This window comes from Streptomyces sp. NPDC052052 (assembly GCF_040680455.1).
Taxonomy (GTDB): domain Bacteria; phylum Actinomycetota; class Actinomycetes; order Streptomycetales; family Streptomycetaceae; genus Streptomyces.
In genome coordinates, this window is the sequence record NZ_JBFAWU010000007.1 from 274,615 (window position 1) to 292,847 (window position 18,233).

Annotated in this window: 17 protein-coding genes; 6 read left to right on the forward strand and 11 right to left on the reverse strand. The window is 72.1% G+C overall.

Annotated elements, in window-relative coordinates:
* Positions 1–21: 21 nt before the first annotated feature.
* From AB0L71_RS11490 to AB0L71_RS11530, 9 genes are all read right to left on the reverse strand, one after another.
* Positions 22–219, reverse strand: a complete 198-nt coding sequence (locus AB0L71_RS11490) for a ferredoxin (protein ID WP_365240893.1) — start codon at positions 217–219, stop codon at positions 22–24.
* A gap of 101 nt (positions 220–320) precedes the next feature.
* Positions 321–1,784, reverse strand: coding sequence for an aldehyde dehydrogenase family protein (locus AB0L71_RS11495; protein ID WP_365240896.1), 1,464 nt, complete (start codon positions 1,782–1,784; stop codon positions 321–323).
* Between the two features lie 10 nt (positions 1,785–1,794).
* The gene (locus AB0L71_RS11500; RefSeq protein ID WP_365240899.1) at positions 1,795–2,646 is read right to left on the reverse strand and encodes an NAD(P)-dependent oxidoreductase; all 852 of its coding nucleotides are present in this window, start codon (positions 2,644–2,646) and stop codon (positions 1,795–1,797) included.
* A gap of 5 nt (positions 2,647–2,651) precedes the next feature.
* On the reverse strand, positions 2,652–3,488 hold the full coding sequence (locus tag AB0L71_RS11505) for an NAD(P)-dependent oxidoreductase (RefSeq protein ID WP_365240901.1): 837 nt from the start codon (positions 3,486–3,488) through the stop codon (positions 2,652–2,654).
* Entirely contained in the window at positions 3,485–4,714 is a 1,230-nt protein-coding gene (locus AB0L71_RS11510; RefSeq protein ID WP_365240904.1) for a CoA transferase, read from the reverse strand. The genes AB0L71_RS11505 and AB0L71_RS11510 overlap by 4 nt, the downstream gene beginning before the upstream one ends.
* A gap of 70 nt (positions 4,715–4,784) precedes the next feature.
* Positions 4,785–5,555: an SDR family NAD(P)-dependent oxidoreductase gene (locus AB0L71_RS11515; RefSeq protein ID WP_365240907.1), complete on the reverse strand. Its 771-nt coding sequence runs from the start codon at positions 5,553–5,555 to the stop codon at positions 4,785–4,787.
* Positions 5,556–5,655: 100 nt separating this feature from the next.
* Positions 5,656–7,167 carry a fatty acid--CoA ligase family protein gene (locus AB0L71_RS11520; RefSeq protein WP_365240909.1) on the reverse strand — a complete coding sequence of 504 codons (1,512 nt, stop codon included), beginning with the start codon at positions 7,165–7,167 and terminating at the stop codon, positions 5,656–5,658.
* A 65-nt stretch (positions 7,168–7,232) separates the two neighbouring features.
* Positions 7,233–8,477, reverse strand: coding sequence for an acyl-CoA dehydrogenase family protein (locus AB0L71_RS11525; protein WP_365240912.1), 1,245 nt, complete (start codon positions 8,475–8,477; stop codon positions 7,233–7,235).
* A gap of 76 nt (positions 8,478–8,553) precedes the next feature.
* The gene (locus AB0L71_RS11530) at positions 8,554–9,684 is read right to left on the reverse strand and encodes an acyl-CoA dehydrogenase family protein (RefSeq protein ID WP_365240915.1); all 1,131 of its coding nucleotides are present in this window, start codon (positions 9,682–9,684) and stop codon (positions 8,554–8,556) included.
* 290 nt (positions 9,685–9,974) lie between these two features.
* Between AB0L71_RS11530 and AB0L71_RS11535 the strand changes: the two genes are divergently transcribed.
* Together AB0L71_RS11535 and AB0L71_RS11540 are read left to right on the forward strand one after the other, a co-directional pair.
* Positions 9,975–10,373: a metalloregulator ArsR/SmtB family transcription factor gene (locus AB0L71_RS11535; protein ID WP_365240918.1), complete on the forward strand. Its 399-nt coding sequence runs from the start codon at positions 9,975–9,977 to the stop codon at positions 10,371–10,373.
* 54 nt (positions 10,374–10,427) lie between these two features.
* Positions 10,428–11,225, forward strand: a complete 798-nt coding sequence (locus AB0L71_RS11540; RefSeq protein ID WP_365240921.1) for an enoyl-CoA hydratase/isomerase family protein — start codon at positions 10,428–10,430, stop codon at positions 11,223–11,225.
* 9 nt (positions 11,226–11,234) lie between these two features.
* Here the strand turns inward: AB0L71_RS11540 and AB0L71_RS11545 are convergent, their stop codons facing one another.
* Positions 11,235–12,095 (reverse strand): FAD-binding protein, encoded by an 861-nt coding sequence (locus AB0L71_RS11545; protein WP_365240923.1) that lies wholly within the window; start codon positions 12,093–12,095, stop codon positions 11,235–11,237.
* Positions 12,096–12,318: 223 nt separating this feature from the next.
* A complete protein-coding gene (locus AB0L71_RS11550) occupies positions 12,319–13,341 on the reverse strand; it encodes a LacI family DNA-binding transcriptional regulator (RefSeq protein WP_365240926.1) in 1,023 nt (340 codons plus the stop codon).
* A gap of 261 nt (positions 13,342–13,602) precedes the next feature.
* On the opposite strand from AB0L71_RS11550, the gene AB0L71_RS11555 reads away from it, so the two are divergent.
* The 4 genes from AB0L71_RS11555 to AB0L71_RS11570 all read left to right on the forward strand — a co-directional run bounded on the left by AB0L71_RS11555 (position 13,603) and on the right by AB0L71_RS11570 (position 18,108).
* Positions 13,603–14,772, forward strand: a complete 1,170-nt coding sequence (locus AB0L71_RS11555; RefSeq protein WP_365240929.1) for a thiolase family protein — start codon at positions 13,603–13,605, stop codon at positions 14,770–14,772.
* Positions 14,773–14,865: 93 nt separating this feature from the next.
* Positions 14,866–15,720 (forward strand): 3-hydroxyacyl-CoA dehydrogenase family protein, encoded by an 855-nt coding sequence (locus AB0L71_RS11560; protein ID WP_365240931.1) that lies wholly within the window; start codon positions 14,866–14,868, stop codon positions 15,718–15,720.
* A complete protein-coding gene (locus AB0L71_RS11565; protein ID WP_365240934.1) occupies positions 15,710–17,161 on the forward strand; it encodes a carboxyl transferase domain-containing protein in 1,452 nt (483 codons plus the stop codon). The genes AB0L71_RS11560 and AB0L71_RS11565 overlap by 11 nt, the downstream gene beginning before the upstream one ends.
* Positions 17,162–17,175: 14 nt before the next feature.
* The gene (locus tag AB0L71_RS11570) at positions 17,176–18,108 is read left to right on the forward strand and encodes a VOC family protein (RefSeq protein WP_365240937.1); all 933 of its coding nucleotides are present in this window, start codon (positions 17,176–17,178) and stop codon (positions 18,106–18,108) included.
* Positions 18,109–18,233 lie beyond the last annotated feature (125 nt).

Sequence of the window (18,233 nt, forward strand, 5' to 3'; positions counted from 1 at the left end):
TCGGGTTCGTTGGACGAGGGGTCAGGACAGGACGATCGCCTGCTCGGGGCAGGACCTGGCCGCTTCACGGGCCTTGTCCTCCAGCTCGGGCGGCACCTCCCCGGCCTCGGTGAGGACGTAGGCGTGTCCGTCCTCGTCGCCGAGGCCGAACAGTTCCGGGGCGGTCATCGCACACAGGGTGTGTCCCTGGCAGAGGCCGGGGTCGACGCAGACCTTCATGCTGTGTCTCCTGGTTGGTCGGACGGGCGTTACCGCGAGTTCCGTGGTGCGGCGGTGAACCGGGGTGGCGGGCGGGGCGTCTGGCGCTGGGGTGTGCCGGCTCAGCCGGCGGCGGGGAAGGCGATGGTCTTGGTCTCCAGGAAGTCCTCCAGGCCCTCGGTGCCCCATTCCCGTCCGAGGCCGCTCTGCTTGTAGCCGCCGAAGGGGGACTCGACGTCGAACCAGCTGCCGCCGTTGACCCCTACGGTGCCGCTGCGGAACCGTCGTGCGAGGGCCATGGCCCGGTCGGTGTCGGCGCTGAAGACGGCGCCGGAGAGTCCGTAGGGGGTGCCGTCGGCGATGCGCAGGGCGTCGGCCTCGGTCTCGTAGGCCTGGATCACCAGGGCGGGCCCGAAGATCTCCTCCTGGACGAGGCGCGAGGACTGGTCGACGTCGGTGATCAGGGTGGGTTCGACGTAGTAGCCGCGCTCGAACCGGTCGGTGGGGCGGCCTCCGACGACGACCCGGCCGTCCTTCGCGGCGAGTTCGTAGTAGCCGAGGACGCGCTCGCGCTGGGCGGCGTTGACGACCGGGCCCATGATGTTGCCCGGCTCGGTGGGGTCGCCCCAGGCGACGTGCTGGAGGCCGGCCCTGGCCAGTTCGACGGCCTCGCCGAGGCGGGCCCTGGGGACCACCAGGCGGGACAGCGCGGCACATCCCTGGCCGGCGTGGAAGCACATCCCGGCGGCGAGCGCGGGGACGGCCTGCTGGAGGTCGAAGTCGTCCAGGAAGACGGCGGCGGACTTGCCGCCCAGTTCCAGGGTGACCCGCTTGACGGTGTCGGCCGCCGCCGCCATCACCTTGCGGCCGGTGGCGGTCGATCCGGTGAGGGTGACGGCGTCGACGTCGGGGTGCGTGGCCAGGATCTGGGCGACCGCGTTGTCGCTGGTGGTGACCACGTTGAGGACACCGGCCGGAAGGTCGGTGTGTTCCGCCGCGATCGCGCCGATGGCCAGCGCCGTCCACGGGGTGTCGGGGGCCGGCTTCAGGACGACGGTGCAGCCGGCCGCGAGCGCCGCCCCCACCTTGCAGATGTTCAGGTAGAAGGGGTGGTTCCAGGGGGTGATGGCGGCGACCACACCGGCCGCCTCGCGCCGCACGACCCGGTCGGTGGGCCGGCCCGCGATGGTCTTGGTGGGCAGGACGTGTTCGAACGCGTACGCGTCCAGCAGCCCGATGTAGTGGTCGAGGTAGCCGATCGGTTCTTCGAGCGGGACACCGGCGGTGGTGCCGACCGGGATGCCGCTCTCGGCCACGAGCAGCGCCCGCAGCGGTTCCACGTTCGCGCGCAGGGCGTCGCGGAGCTGGACGAGGCAGCGGCGGCGCAGGTCGGTGTCGGTCGACCAGGTGGTGGTGTCGAAGGCGTGCCGGGCGGCGGCGACGGCGCGCTCCACATCCGCGGGGCCCGCGTCGGGGGAGGCTCCGATCACCTCCTCCGTGGCCGGGTTGACGTTGGCGAAGGTGCGGCCGTCGGCGGCGGGGACGAGTGCGCCGCCGATCAGCATGTGCCGGGTGAGTCGGTCCATGATGCGGCTCTCATTCATCGGGGTGGGTGACGCCGGATGCGGGGGCGAGCAGCTCGGCGAGGATGTCGTGGGCCGAGGTGAGGGGGCCGAGTTCCAGGCCGAGGCGCGAGGTGACGTCCCGGACCACGGCGAGGTCCTTGCCGAGGAACTCTCCGACCGACGCGGCGAACCGGCCGACGGAGCCGAGCGCGGCGACCGAGTCGAGCGCGCGGCTGGAGCCGCTGCCGTGGGTCAGGCCCCTCAGTACGTCGGGTTCGGGGATGCCGAGTTCGGTCGCGAGGGCGACGGTGTGGGCGAGGATGCCGAGGTGTGCGGCGAACACCGCGTTGTTCAGGAGCTTGACGCGCTGGCCGGTGCCGCTCGGTCCCAGGTGCAGCACCGGGTCGCCGTAGGCCTGCAACACGGGCTTCACCCGCGCCACCATGTCGTCGGCACCCCCCACGTAGAGGGTGAGCCGGCCCGCCGCGATGTCGTGCGGACCACCGCTGACGCCGGCGTCGACCACGTCCGCCCCGCGCGCCCGGACCCGTTCCCCCAGCGCGTCCACGGTGCGGGGGTCGCAGGTGGTGTGCACGATCAGGACCGTGCCGGGCCGCAGGGCGTCGGTCAGCCCTTCGTCGAGGCAGACGTCCCGTACCTGGGCGTCCGTGCGGACGCAGACGAGGACGATGTCCGCGTCGGCCGTGCCCGGCACGTCGGCGGTGACGGCGGCACCCTGCGCGGCGAGGTCGCGGCAGGCGCCGGGGGTCCGTTCCAGGACCGTCACCGGATGGCCGGCCGCCAGCAGCCGCCGCACCATGGGCCGCCCCATCCGGCCGGCTCCGACGAATCCCAGGCGGGCCCGGCCGGGTGCCGCCGCCACGGCGCTCACCTCGGGTGTCCCATGGCGGTCAGCGCCGCGTCGGCGGCGGCCAGTACGGTGCCGGGCTTCAGGCCGGCGGTGGCGGCCAGGTCGGCCACCAGACGGGCGTCCTTGCGCAGGAGCTGTCCGGTGTGCTCGGCGAGGGGCGCCACCGCACAGCCCGCCCGCCCCAGCAAGCCCGCAGCGAAGCTGGTGCCGGAGCCGTGCGCCAGGACCAGGGCGAGCTGCGCGGGATCGACGCCGAGGCCGCGGGCGAGTGCGTAGGCGCTGTCGGCGACCCCCATGTTCGCGGCGAGCACCAGGTTGTTGAGGAGCTTGGCCCGCTGACCGGAACCGACCGGACCCAGGTGCACCACGGGGCTGCCGTACGTCTCGAAGACCGGCCGGACCCGCTCGAACGCCACCTGGTCGCCGCCGGCCATCACCAGCAGCCGCTTCTCCTCGGCGGCCGGCCCTCCCCCGCTGACCGGGGCGTCGAGGAGGGCGATCCCGCCGGCGGAGGCCTGTTCGGCCAGTCGGCGGCAGGTCTCGGGGTGGACGGTGCTGTGCACGACGACGACGCCGCCGGCCCGCATGCCCTCCAGCAGTCCTCCGGTTCCGGCGACGACCTCCTCGACGCCCTTGTCGTCCACGACGCAGACACAGGCCACGTCGGTGACCGCGCCCAGCTCGGCAGGGGAACTCGCGAGGGCGGCCGGGGTGTCGCCGAAGGGGGCGGTCGTCTCGGGCCGCCGTGCCCAGAGCGTGGTGGGGAATCCCGCCTCGACGATCCGCCGGGCCATCGGGGCGCCCTGGCTGCCGAGGCCGATGAAGCCGACACGCATAGTGTCCGCCCCGCTCATGTCACCGCCCCCGCGATCTTCAGCTGCAGCAGTTCCTCGTCGCCCATGCCGAGTTCCCGCAGGACTTCGTCGGTGTGCTCGGCGAAGAGCGGTCCGCGGGTGAGCTGCGCCGGTTCCCGGTCGAACTGCACCGGGCTGCCGACGAGTTGACGCGTGCGGCCCTCGGCGTCCACGACGTCGGTGATCTGCCCGATGGCCCGCAGCGACCTGTCGTGCCCCAGTTCGTAGGTGTTCTGGACCACCGCCCACTGGCCCTCCATGCCGTCGAAGGCGTCGACCCACTCGTCCTTGGTGCGGGCGGCGAGGGCAGCGGAGACGATCTCGGCGGCCTCGGCGGCGTGGTCGAGCAGTTTCTGCGCGGAGTCGAAGCGCTCGTCCTCGGCCAGCTCGGGCCGGCCGATCCGCTCACAGAACTCGGGCCAGTAGCGGCCTGGTTGCAGCATCGACAGGGAGAGCCAGCGGTCGTCGGCGGTCCGGTAGATGCCGGTCAGCGGATTGCTGGCGCGGGCGGTCACCGGATCGAACTTGGGCAGCGGGCCGCCGTGCATCAGCGCCAGGTTCACGTTCATCTGGGTGGCCCACGCGCCCACGCCGGTCAGGGAGACGTCCACGGTGGGGGCGACGCCGGTCCGCATCCGGGCGAAGAGGGCCGCGGCGATACCGCCGGCGATGGTCATGCCGCCGATGTTGTCGCCGTACGCGCCGACGGGCTGGTTGGTGAGGAACCGCGCGCCGGGCGGTGTGCAGGCGTCGGCGCTGCCGCCGCGGGCCCAGAAGGCGGTGCTGTCGTAGCCGCCCTTGTCGGCCTCCGGACCGCTGTGCGCGAAACCCGTCCCGAGGGCGTAGACGATGTCCGGGTTCACGGCTCGGACATCGTCGACGTCGATGCCCAGCTTGGCCCGGGCGCTCGGCAGGAAGTTGGTGAGGAAGACGTCGCTGGTGCGGATCAGTTCGTGCAGGACCCGCACCGACTCCGGCTTCTCCAGGGCCAGTCCGACACTGCGCTTGCCGCGGTTGGGGCCGTCCATCATCGGGGAGAAGGTCGCGTCCGGCTCACCGACGTTCTGGCTGTACACCTTGACGATGCCGCGCTGCGCGTCGCCCTTCTCCGCGTGCTCGATCTTGATCACGTCGGCGCCCCAGTCCGCAAGGACGGCACCGGCGGACGGCACATAGGTGAACTGGGCGACTTCGAGGACGCGGACGCCCTCCATGGGTCTGTTCACTGGAGGAGACCTCACCTTCCTGGACACTGCGGGGATCGGAGGGGCGGACCGGAGAACGCCCCGCCGCGGATCAGACGTTGAAGCGGAGCGCGCCGTCGATGCGGATGACTTCGCCGTTCAGGTAGTCGTTCTCGGCGATGTGCTGGGCCAGCCGGGCGTACTCCTCGGGCCGGCCCATCCGCCGGGGGTTGGGGACGTGGTCGCCGAAGCGGGCCTGTGCCTCCTCCTCGGTCATCCGGAACGCCGGGGTGAGGAAGGTGCCGGGGGCGATGCCCATCACCCGTACTCCGGTGGGGGCCAGGTCCCGGGCCGCGGCGAGGGTCAGGCTGATCACGCCCCCCTTGGCGGCCGCGTAGTCGGTCTGTCCCACCTGGGCCTCGAAGCCGGCGATGGAGGCCGTCACGATCACCACACCGCGCTGTCCGGAGTCCAGCGGTTCGTTGGCGCTCATCGCGGCGGCCGTCTGGGCGAGGACGTTGTAGGTGCCGCCGAGGAAGATGTCGGTGGTGCGCCGGAAGGTCTCCAGCGGATAGAACTCGCCCTTGCGATTGACGATCCGGCGCGCGGCGGCGGGTCCGCCGTGGACGACCACCGCGACGCGCAGGGTGCCGAGTTCGCGTGCCGCCGCGACCGCCGCCGCCACCGAGTCCTCACGGGTGACGTCGGTGGTCAGGTAGCGCACGCGAGCGGTTCCCAGGTCGGATTCGAGGGCCTTCCCCCTGTCATCGGCCAGGTCGGCGATCAGCACCGACGCCCCGGCGCCGACCAGGCGGCGCACGGTCGCTTCCCCGAAGCCGCCGGCACCTCCGACCACCACCGCCGCGACACCGTCGAGATTCATGTCGTCCTCCTTCTCCGTCGAATGAGCGCGCCAGTCGGCCGGGATCCGTAGAGCTGTGCCGGGTGAACCTGTCGAACCTTGGAGCCGTAGGAGCTGTTGGTCATGGGGCCGGGACCGTCTCGTCCCGGTGGATCAGGGAGACGAGGTCGCGGCGGAGGATCTTGCCGGTCGCCGTGGCGGGGAACTCCTCCACGAACACGACGTGGTCGGGGGTCTTGGAGCCGCGCAGCCGCTCCCGCACCCAGGCCCGCAGTTCACCGGCCTCGACCCGGGCGCCCGGGTGCAGCAGGACGAAAGCGCCGATGCGCTGGCCCCACTCGGTGTCGGGCACGCCGGCCACCACGCTCTCCCGGACCGCGGGGTGACCGTTGAGGACGTCCTCGATCTCGGCAGGCGCGATGTTCTCGCCGCCCCGGATGATCGTGTCGTCGGCCCGGCCGCGGACGAAGAGGTAGCCCTCCTCGTCGAGATAGCCGCGGTCCCGGGTGGGGAACCAGCCGTCCGCCCTCAGCACGCTGCCGGCCTCCAGGTACTCCCCCGCCACCTGGGGGCCCCTGACGACGATGTCTCCCACGGCGCCCGGCGGACACACCCGGCCCTCCTCGTCGCGTACCTCGATCTCCACCGAGGGCAGGGCCCGGCCCACCGAGCCGAGCCGCGCCCGGACCAGCGGGTCCTCGCTGTCCAGTGCCTCCCGGTGATCGTCGGGGCCGAGCACACTGATCGACGAAGCGGTCTCGGTAAGCCCGTAGGCGTTGACGAAGCCGGTGCCCGGGAACAGCCTCAGTGCCTCCTCGATGACCTCGGGGGCGATCTTCGCGCCTCCGTAGGAGAGGGACGTGAGGCAGGCGGGCCCGTCGGTACCGCGGGCTCGCAGCTCGGCGACGATCCGGGCCAGCATGGTCGGGACCACCATGGCGTGGGTGACCTGCTGGCGCTCCACCAGGTCCAGCCAGCCGCCCGGGGTGAAGGCGTCGAGGTAGGCGACCCGGCGTCCGCTGTAGAGGTTGGACAGCGCGTTGGCCACGGCGGCGATGTGGTACGGCGGGACGCTGACGAGGGTCGCGTCCGTGTCGGGCACCGAGCCGAACTCGACCGAGCCGAACAGGTAGGCGGTGAGGTTGCGGTGACGCAGTACGGCGCTCTTGGGTGCCGCCGTGGTGCCGCTCGTCATCAGCAGAACGGCCGGGGAATCCGGGTCCACGGACTCCGCGGCGTCCGACTGCCCAGCGGCGGCCGGAAGTTCGAGGAACTCGTCGATGCCGAGGACGCCGGCGGTGGGCGTCGGTCCGAGCCTTTCGGGGGTGTCGGTGACGACGAGCGGCATGTCCTGACGGTCCATCACCTCAAGCAACTGGTCCTCACCGAGGCGGTAGTTGAGCGGCAGGAACGGCACGTCGGCGTAGGTGGCGGCGAACAGGGCGGCCGGGAAGGCGGGACCGTTGGGGGCGAGGTAGATGAGCCGACGTGCTCCGGTGGCGCGGATGCGCTCCGCTCCGGCGAGCGCCCGGATGCGCAGCGCGGCGGCGGTCAGACCGCTCTCGCGGTCGCCGATGAGGACGCGGTCCGGCATGCCGGCGACCGCCATGTCGAGGACCATCGCGAGGTTCATCGCTTCTCCAGCACAAGTGTCGTCATGAGGGTCGGGTGACGCGTCGCGGAGGCGGGCTGCGGGGGTCAGTTTCCGCGCTTGACCTGCCGGAAGGGGATGTCGCGGTCGGCGGCGGCCTCGCGCGGCATGCCGAGCACCCGCTCGCTGATCACATTCCGGGCGATCTCGGTGCTGCCGCCACCGAGGCTCGCGCCCTGACGCATCAGGAAGCCGACGCCGGCCCGTCCGTCGATGCCCGGCTGCGGACCGCTGCCGACGCCGATGGACGCGCCGGCGATGCGCAGCGCGTTGTCGGCGCCGAGGTGCTGTACCTCCGCGTACAGCAGGCGCAGCAGGGAGGAGGACGCGGGGGGCAGCGCTCCGGTGCCGATGGCACGGGAGACCCGGCCGACGGTCTGCTCGTGCACGGTCCGCAATGCGAGGTACTCGCCGAGGAGTTCCTGCACCAGGGGGTCATCGGCGCGGTCCCGGGAGAGCGCGATGTCCAACGGCGTGGGGTGCGGTGTGACGCGCATGGTTCCCCGACCGCTGACGTAGGGCGAGGCTCCGCCCATGGCGTTGCGTTCGTGGAACAGCTGGCGTGACGCCACGGTCCAGCCGTCGTTCACGGCGCCCACCACGGAGGAGGCCGGCAGCCTGACGTCGTCGAAGAACTCCTCGCAGAACTCCCGTGAGCCGTTGACCATGCGGATGCGGTTCACCGTCAGCCCCTCGGTGCCCTTGAGCGGGACGAGGAACATGGTCAGGCCCTGGTGCTTGGGCACGTCCCAGTCGGTGCGGGCGAGGCACAGGCCCCAGTCCGCCGCGTACGCCGATGTGCTCCAGGTCTTGGCGCCGTTGAGGATCCAGTCGTCGCCCGACCTCTCCGCGCGGGTGATCAGGCCGGCCAGATCGGAGCCGCCGCTGGGCTCGGACAGGAGCTGGCACATGATCTCCTCGCCGCGGATCGCGGCTCCGACGCGCTCGCGCTTCTGCTCCTCGGAGCCGGTGTCGAGCAGGGTGGCCGCGCAGATCGCGAAGGAGGGGAGGTTGAGCAGGAGCGGCAGCTCGTAGGCGGCGCTCTCCTCGTCGAACGCCTTCTGGTGCGCCTGGCTCAGACCGAGGCCGCCGTACTCGGTGGGGAACCGGATGCCGGCGAACCCCCCGGCGTACAGCAGTTTCTGCAGTTCCCGGGCGCGTTCCCATTCGGCGGTGTCGTCCTCGGTGAACCCCGGCGGCCGTGCGTCGTCACGCAGGGGCATGGTGTCGGCGAGCCAGGCGCGGGCCCTCGCGCGGAAGGCCTCGACGCTCTCGGTCGGCTTCTCGGTCATCGCGGATCAGTCCTTCGCGGCTCGGCGGGGATCGGCGGCGTCTGCGGGAGTGGTGGGCCGGCGGGGTCTGCGGAGCTCAGCCGGAGGCGAGTTGGGCGAGGCGCACGCGGTGGTCCCGCGGGGTTCCGTAGTGGGCCTGCTGGAGGGTGGCGCGCCGCAGGAAGAGGTGCAGGTCGTGCTCCCAGGTCACCCCGATGCCTCCGTGCAGCTGCACGCAGTCCTGAAGGATCACCAGCGCCCGGTCGCCCACGAAGGACTTCGCCACGCTGATCAGCCGCGGGGCCTCAGAGGACTCTTCCTGAACGGCCGCCGCTGCCGCCTGCGTCGTGGCGTGACACGCCTCGAGCCACGTCCGCATGTCGGCGAACCGGTGCTTGAGTGCCTGGTACGAGGCGAGGGGGCGGCCGAACGAGAAGCGGTCGAAGGCCCACTGGGTGGTGAGTTCGAAGGCGCGGTCCAGTACGGCGCAGAGTTCCGCGCACTGGACGACGACCGCGATCTGCAGCTGTCGTTCCACCACGTCGTCGCAGGCTCCCGGGGTGCCGACGACCGCATCGGCACCGATCCGGACCTGTTCGAAACCGACCCGGCCGTAGGACCGGGACAGGTCGAGGGACCACTGGGGCTCGACGGACACCCCCGGCGCCGAGGCGGGCACCAGCAGTTGGCCGGTCCCGTCGGGCAAGGCGACGGTGACCAGCAGGAGTTCGGCCTGGTCGGCTTCCTGCACCCGGTCCTTGACACCGTCGACCAGGTAGCCGCCCTCGACGGGTGTCGCGGTGACGGTGGGAGCGAGCGGTGCCCATGCGGCGCCGGGCTCGTAGACGGCCCAGGTGGCCACGGTCTGCCCCGAGGCCAGTTCCTCGATGACCGCCGAGTGGTCGGGACCCTGTCCGGCGGCGGCGACCAGCCCGGCGAGGACGACGTTGACCGGGAGCAGGGGCCCGGGGGCGACGCCGGCGGCGAGTTCCTCGGCGAGCAGGCTCAGGTCGCGCACCCCCTCACCGGAGACGCTGCCGCCGCCCAGTTCCTCCGGGACGAGGGCGGCGGCCCAGCCGAGTTCGGCCCCCTTGCGCCACCATCCCTTGCTCCAGCGGGCCTCGCCGTCCCGCATGTCACGGACACGGTCGAGGGAGTACTCCTTCTCCAGGTGTCCTCGGGCGGATGCCTGGAACAGCCTCTGGTCCGGCGACAGCGCGAGCTCCACGGGACGTCTCCTCACGTCGGCCTGGGATGTCCCCACTGAACACCGGCGTCGGACACTTGTCAATGTATCGAACTATCATTGAAAGGAATCATCGAAGCGTGTCGACGCAGGCTCTCCCGACCAGCGTCGACAGGCTTCCGATACGCGCAGGTCACGTCCGCTGGGGTGGCTTGCACGGGATTCCGGCCGAGCCGGTGACGAGATCCCCTGTGGAGGGGGCACACGGAGCAGCTCTCGATATCATCGATGCACAATCGTCGAACGCGGACGACGAGGATGGGCGGAGAAACGTGACGACGCACGAAGCTGTCGACCCCACAGAGGTCTTCAAAGCACTGTCCGACCCGATGCGGTGGAAGATCGTCCAGGAACTGGCCGCCGAGGAGGGCGAGTACGCCTGCAGCCTGTTGGAGGAGACGGTGCCGGTCTCGAAGCCGACCATCTCCTATCACACCAAGCTCCTGGCCCAGGCCGGCCTGATCGAGACGCGCAAGCGCGGCCGCAAGTACTACTACGTGCTGCGCCGCGACGTGCTGCACGAGATGGCCGATGTCCTGTGGAACCTCACCCCGGGCCCCCGTGTCGCCGACGAGAGCGGCCCGTCCGTGGTCAGAGAGGTCCCGGCGGCGCAGTCGCGGGCCGTCGCCTCGGGCGAGACGGACACCGGCGCCATGCTGATGACCTGGTAGCGGACGGTACGCTGCCGTGACTCCGACCGTCCCGATCCAGAGGGGAACAGAGCGATGACCGCCGATTCCAACCGGGCGGTGGTGCTCACCGAACCGGCTCCGGGCGTCCGCGTGGTGACGCTGAGCCAGCCGGGCGTGCGCAACGCGATGACCGAGTCCATGACCCGTGACTGGAACAGGGCTCTGGACGTCGTGGCCGCCGACCGGGAGACCCGCGTCCTGGTCGTGACGGGCGAGGGCAGTTCGTTCTGTTCCGGGGCCGACCTGTCCTGGCTGGACCAGGGTTCGGCGGACGACGTCACCATCGACCGGCTGCGCGAGCGGATGCTGCCCTTCTACCGCAGCTGGCTGCGCCCGCGTTCGCTGCCCTTCCCCGTCATCGCCGCCGTCAACGGACCGGCGGTGGGCGCGGGGGTCTGCCTCGCGCTCGCCTGCGACATCCGGTTCGCCGGACCGGGCGCACGGTTCAGCACGCCGTTCGTCTTCCGCGGGACGCACGGCGGCATGGGCGCGACCTGGCTGCTGCCCGAGGCCATCGGGGTGACCCGGGCGCGCGACATGCTGTACACCGGCCGCGAGGTGCCGGCCGGCCTGGCGCTGGACTGGGGCCTGGTGACCGAGGTCGCGGACGATGTGCTGGCCCACTCGCTCCAGGTCGCCGAGCGGATCGCGCAGGCCGCGCCGATCGCCGTGCGACTCACCAAGACGGGCCTCGAACAGTCGGCCGCCGGGCTCAACGCCTCCATCGAGTGGGAGGCGCTCGCCCAGCCGGTGACCATGACCACTGCTGATCTGCACGAGGGCATCGCGGCCTTCCGTGAGAACCGGGCACCGAAGTTCACGGGGCGGTGAGTCCGCGCCTCACCGCCCGGTGAGTCCGAGGACATCCGCGGACCACGAGCCGTACTCCGGGTGCACCGCGGCGTCGGCGGCTCCCTGCCCGGCGCGCACCCCGGCGGCGATCACCGCCCGGTGACCGCGCGGCGCCGCCGTCGGCCTCCCGGTCGGCACGGCCGAGTAGAGCCCGGCCACCGCCGGTTCACCGCCGACCAGGACTGCTCCGGTCGCGTCATCCACCCGCAACTCGCCCTGGTCCGCTGCCGCGTCGCGCTGGGCGCACCACAGCCGGGCGCTCAGTTCCGGCGTCGGCGGGGCGGTCTCGCCCGGCCCCACCACGCGCAGTCTGCGGGTCGCGGGCCCGGGGCCGGCCTCGCGCCGGGCCGACCGCGCCGCCGCCCACATGGCGGGTCCCACGAAGTCCCAGTGGCCCGGGTCGAGCGCCAGCACGACGGAGGCACAGGCGACCTCGCCGACGAGGAAGTCCGACTGCCAGACCCGGTCGGCGGCCCGGGCGAAGACGGGGGCCGAGCGCATCGGCAGATCGCCCAGCCGGTCCAGACAACGGTATGCCGCGGCGGTCGTCCGACGCGCGGAGAGTTCCGCGTAGCCCACGCCGCGCACCTGGCGCACATCCGTCACGAGCTCGTGGGCGCGGCAGGCGCCCCGTACCGTCACTCCGGCGGCTCTGGCGGCGGAACGCAGCACGGCGCACGCGGAGGGTCCCGACGAGGACCGCCGGGCGTGCTCGGTCAGCGCACTCCTGCGGTCGAGGACCAGGACTCTGGCCCCGCCGGTCGCCGCCGCCAGAGCGGCAGCGGCGCCGGCGACTCCGAACCCGATGACCACGACGTCGACCTCGTCGACCTGTCTGCCCAGCGACACCGGTCAGCCTCCTCGCCGGAGTTCCCCTGTGCGGGCGAGGGCTCACGTCCGGAGCCCTCCTCCACCGGTCCGGCACAGCCTATGAACGCGTTTCGTCACGCGTCAACAGCCGTGCGGGGCCCAGCCGGACGGTGGCCGGACACGCTCCGGAAAGCCGCGCAGGACGCGGGGCCCGGCGCTGCGGGACGGAGCGGCCAGGCACGCGGGCGTCGGGGCGGCGCCCTCAGGTCGTCTCGCCGGGCAGTACCCGGAAGACCTGGTCCAGCGGAGGCGTCTCGCCCGTCGGGACCGGTCCCCCGTAGGTGCGCCCGAGGCTGAACCTGACGTGGTGGACCGCCGCCGCCGCGTCGCCGAGGACGGTGGTCAGCCGTGGTGCCATCGCCTGCCCGAGATCGCCGCCCTCGACCCCGATGACCCCTGCGTCGCGCGGCAGTTCCAGGCCGAGCCGCTGGGCTGCGAACACCACCGCGATGGCCACCTCGTCGTTGTGGCACGCGATGCCCAACCGCCCGCCGTCGGTCCGTTCCAGCAGGCTCCGCACCGCCTCACGGGCGCCCTCCGGCTCGATGGGCACATGCAGCCGGAGAGGCACGGGCAGCCCTTCCGCCTCGCAGTAGTCGGCCACCGACGCGGCGCGGGTCTGGCCGTACGGGTCGTCGCGGGCGTCGGACAGGAAGGCGTAGGCGAGTTGGCGAAAGCCCCGGGAGTGGAGGTGTTCGGCCTGGAGCAGCCCGATCCAGACATTCGGGTCCGCGGGCTTGTCCTGCGGCAGCACGGAGCAGCAGGTCTTCTCGATGAAGGCCGCCTCCTTCGGGGTGAGCCCTCCGAGGTCGACGACACCGGCCGGCCGCAGCGTCTCGACCAGGGTCAGCAGCCGGCTCGTGCCGCCGTCCTCCTCCTTGGGGCCCCGGAAGTGGACGACCGCGCTGAACCCGAACTCCTCGATGTGCCCCGAGAGCGCCTCGATGACGTCCTGGAAGCGCATATAGGTCACGTAGGGGACCACGACCACGATGAAGTCGCTCCGCCCCATCGCCAGTGCGCGACCGGCCGCCGAGCGCACATAGCCGAGTTCGGCGGCGGCACCACGCACCCGCTGGACGGTGGCGGGGTGGTACCGGGCGATCCGCTGGCCGTTCAGGACGTCGCTCACGGTGGTGCGGGAGACTCCGGCGAGGCCGGCCACGTCCGCGCTGGTGACCCTGCGTCCTCGTGCAGGACGTCCGGACTGCGGTGATATCGACACCTGTTCTTCTCCCTGCTCGGTCCGGGGATCCGACCCCGCGCCGCAGCGACGATCCTGCCACGCGCACGACGCACGGTTCCGTCCGGACGGTTCGGTCGTCGTCCTGATCCACCCAAATTCATTCGACACATTTACGTCTTTGAATCTATCGACTACCGTCCTTGGTATCACGTCCTTCGCTGCCGCTCCCACGGCCTTCCGGACCACACGGCTTCGCGGGACCGACGCAGCCCGACCCGACACACAGTGAGGTGGTGTCCCGTGCCTGAAGCTGTGATCACCAGCGCCGTGCGGACCCCGATCGGCACCGCGTACAAGGGCACGCTCTCCGAGACCCCGGCCGAGGAACTCGCCCTCCACGTCCTGCGCGAGGCGGTGCGCCGATCCGGTCTGAGCGCCGACCTGTTCGACGACGTCGTCCTCGGCGAGTCGATGTACGGCGGCGGGGACCTGGCCCGCCACGCGGCGGTCGCCGCCGGCCTGACCCAGGTGCCCGGAGCGGCCGTCAATCGGCACTGCGCCAGCAGCCTCGCCGCGCTCGGCATCGCGGCCGGAGCCATCCGCGCGGGCATGGACCGTGCCGTCGTGGCCGGCGGCGCGCACTCCTTCTCCACCGCCCCGACGCTCACCTGGCGCGTCCCGCCCGGGGACGACACCGTGGAGGGCACCCGACCCACCTTTCCCTACACCGAGGACGCCACCGACGACGTCTCCCTCAGCGTCGGCTGGAACGTCGCCCGCAGGTACGGCATCAGCCGTGAGCAGATGGACGCCTGGGCGCTGCGCTCGCACCGACGCGCCGTCGCCGCCATCGAGAGCGGCGTGTTCAAGGACGAGATCGTGCCGATCAAGGTCCGCCGGCGCAACGGCTCGGTGGTCGCCTTCGCCACCGACGAGCACCCGCGCCCCACCACGTCGGCCGAGAAGCTGGCCGCGCTCAAGCCGCTGCGCCCCGACATCGAGGGGTTCTCGATCACGGCGGGCAACGCCGCCGGGGTGAACGACGCCGCTGCCGCCCTCGCCGTCGTCTCCGACGAACTCGCCCGTGAGGCCGGCGCGCCGGTGCTCGCCACCGTACGCGCCTGGGCCTCTGTCGGTGTCGACCCCGCCTTCACGGGCGTCGGCGCGCTGGACGCCGCGGTCAAGGTGCTGGACCGCGCCACCCTGTCGGTGTCCGACATCGACCTCTGGGAGATCAACGAGGCCTTCGCCTCGGTACCGGTGGCCGCCTGTCAGGAGCTCCACATCGATGAGGAGCGGGTCAACGTGCACGGGAGCGGCTGCAGTCTGGGCCACCCGATCGCGGCGAGCGGCGCCCGGATGGTGACCACCCTGGTGCACGAACTGCGCCGCAGGGGCGGCGGCCTGGGTCTGGCAGCCATGTGCGCCGGGGGCGGCCAGGGCGGAGCCGTCGTCGTCGAGGTGACCTGATCCCCGCAGCCGGCCGCGTCCACCACCGTACGCGCCCTGCCGTCCCGTCACCGGTCCCGTGTGTACGACCTCGCCGAGGAGTGAGTTGCCGTCATGGACATCAAGAAGATCGCGGTCGTCGGCTGCGGCACGATGGGCGCCGGAATCATCCAGCTCGCCGCTCAGAACGGCGTGGAAGCCGTCGGTGTCGAGCCGGACGAAGCCCGTGTGGAGGCGGCGCGGGAGCGGGTGGAAGCCGGGCTGCGCACCACCGTCGCCCGGGGCAAGCTCAGCTCCGATCAGGCCGAACAAGCCTCCGGCTGCTACCAGTTGACCACCGAACTGGCGGCGCTGGCGGAGGCGGACCTGGTCGTGGAAGCCGTGTACGAGGACGTGGACCTGAAGAAGCGGCTGCTCGGCGAGATCGATCGGCTGGTCGGCCCGGACACGCTCATCGCCTCCAACACCTCCACCATCCCGCTGGTGGTCCTGGCCGCCGCCACCAGCCGCCCCGAGCAGGTCGTGGGCCTGCACTTCTTCAACCCCGTACCGGCGATGCGGCTGGTCGAGGTCATCCGCACCCCGGTCACCGAGCCGGCCTGCGTGGACGCGGTGAGCTCGCTCGCCACGAGCCTCGGCAAGTCGCCGGTCGTGGTCAACGACGTGCCCGGCTTCGTCGGCAACCTGCTGATCGTGCCGTACCTGCTGGACGCGATCCGCGCCCTGGAGCGCGGCGTGGCCGACATGGAGTCCATCGACGCGGTCATCCGGCTCGGGTTCAACCACAAGATGGGGCCGTTCCGGCTCAGCGACCTGATCGGCCTCGACATCGTGCACGACATGGCCGCCTCGATGTACGAGGAGTACAAGGACCCGAAGTACTTCCCGCCGCCGCTGCTCAAGCAGTACGTCCGGCTCGGCTGGCTGGGCCGTAAGACCGGCCGGGGCTTCTACCGGTATGACGACTGAGCCGCTCGCCCGGGACGGGCGTCCGGACCGCGTCCTGGAGGTCTGGGACGACGCTCTCACCTCGTGCGATCCGCTGGGCTTTCCCGGCTACGAGGTGCCGGGCCCCGACACCGAGTCGGTCCGGACCGCACTGGTCGAGCTCGGCGGAAGGCCCGCCGTGTGGATCGACTGCGACTTCCGGCGGGCCGGCGGGACGATGGGCGCCGTCGCCGGCGAGCGCGTCGTCCGCGCCTTCGACCGGGCGCTCAGGCTCGGCGCCCCGGTCGTCGAGACGGTCTCGACCGGAGGTGCCCGGCTCCAGGAGGGCATGGTGTCGCTGGTGCAGATGCCCCGCACCGTGTCCGCCGCCGCCCGGCACGCCGGCGCCGGACTGCGGTCGGCGGCGTATCTGCGGTCGCCCACCACCGGCGGGGTGTTCGCGTCGTTCGTGTCCTGCGCCGATCTGCGGGCCGCCGAGCCGGGGGCGACGATCGGCTTCGGCGGCCCCCGGGTCGTCGCCCAGGTCACGGGAGCCTGGCCGCCGGCCACCTCGCACACGGCCGAGTCGGCGCTGCGCCACGGTCTGGTCGACGCGGTGGTGAGCCGCACCGACTGCTGGCGCTGGCTGGCCTCGGCGGTGGGCGCACGGCCCGCCCCACCCCTTGCGCCGACTCCCGGCAGGCCTTCGCGGGTCCCTCGGTCCAGGCCCGCGGCAACGCCGTACGAGCATCTGCGGCGGGCCCGTCGGCCCGACCGGCCCTCCGGGCTGGAGTGGGCCGGGTGGCTCACCGAGTCCTGGACGGAGCTACGGGGCGACGATCCGGCGATCCGGGCCGGGCTGGCCACCGTCGGCGGGACTCCGGCCGTGGTCGTGGCGATGGACCGGTTCGCCGGCCGGTTCGGGGCGGGCGCTCCGGGGCCCGGTGCCTACCGGCTCGCCCAACGGGCCGTCCAGCTCGCGGCCCGGCTGAAGCTGCCCGTCCTCACCCTGGTGGACACGCCGGGGGCCCATCCCGGCGCCCGGTCGGAGGCGGAAGGGCTCGCCGGCGAGATCGCCCGGACGCTGCTCGCCCTCTCCCGCCTGCCGACGGTCAGTGTCTGTCTGCTGGTCGGCGAGGGCGGCAGCGGCGGCGCCGTGGCCCTGGCGCACACCGACCGGCTGTACGTGCTCGACGGCGCCGCGTTCTCGGTGATCGGCCCCGAGGCGGGCGCGGCGATCCTCTACCGGGACGCGGGCCGGGCCGCCGGGCTCGCGGACGCACTGTGCATGACGCCCGACGAGCTGCTGCGCCTCGGCGTCGTCGACCGGGTACTGCCGGAGCGGACCGAGGCCGTACGCGCCTCGGTCGCGGAAGCGCTCACCGGCGCCCCGCTGGGGGCCCGGGACACGCGGCCCGACCTGGCGACAGCCGCCGCCCTGACCAGCCGGGGCCAACCGCCCACCACCACCGATGAGTCGTAAGGAGCCGACCGGCCATGAGGAAACATGCGAGGGAGACAGGGGACCACGGCATCGGACAGATGGTGCATGTGGTCCACATGTCCGACGACGTACAGGAGTTGCGCAGGTTCTACGAGGATGTCCTGGGCGCCTACGTGTACATGGGGGTGGATGAGCCCAACTACCTTCCCCCGGAGGACCGGTACGCGGCGCTGCTCATGGTGGGCGACCTGTGCATCGAGGTGATGGCGCCGAAGATGCCGGCGGACGTCCGCCGGCCGGTCGGCAAGTTCTTCACGAAGTTCGGCCGTCATCTGCACTCGGTCGGTTACCGGGTGGCGGATCTGACCGGCCTGGCCGACCGGCTCCTGGCGCGCGGCGTGTACATCGGCAAGCCGGGCGGCGGGAAGATCGAACAGCTCGATCCGGAGACGCTCTACTTCTTCCCGAGCCCGCGCGACACCGCCGGCCTGATGGTGGAGCTGTGCGGCACGGACATGCCGGGCGACCCCCGCGACCAGGAGACCTGGACGTCGCTGGAGCGCATGTGGCGCAACCACCCGCTGACCATCGAGCGCTTCTCGTACGTCACCCTGGGCGTGCGGGACCTGGACACCGCGGTGCGGACCTATGTCGACGTGATGCAGGCGGTCCCCGTGCAGAGCGGCACCGACAAGGACCTGGACGCACGCTACGCGACCCTCCAACTCGGCGACTGCCTGCTCCAGTTGGCGCAGCCACTGAGTCCGGACTCCGCCCTCGGACGGCACGTGGAGCAGTGGGGCAACATGATCTACAGCCTCAGGTTCAAGGTGACCGACATCGACTCCGCGGAGAGCTGGCTCCACAAGAACGCGGTCCGCACCACCCGGGTTCGCGCGGAACTGGTCGTCACCGACGTGGAGGACACCTTCGGGGCGCCGATCTTCTTCAGCACCGAGGAGATCGAGGGGGACCCGTTCGCCTGAGCGGACCCGCCCGGCACAGCCGTCGGGCCCGTGTACGAGGCGTCTCCCTCGACCTTCGCCACGGTCAGCTCGGCGCCGCCGAGCCTCAGCCGTCCTCCTGCCCCGACCCCCAGGTCGTCGGCGGC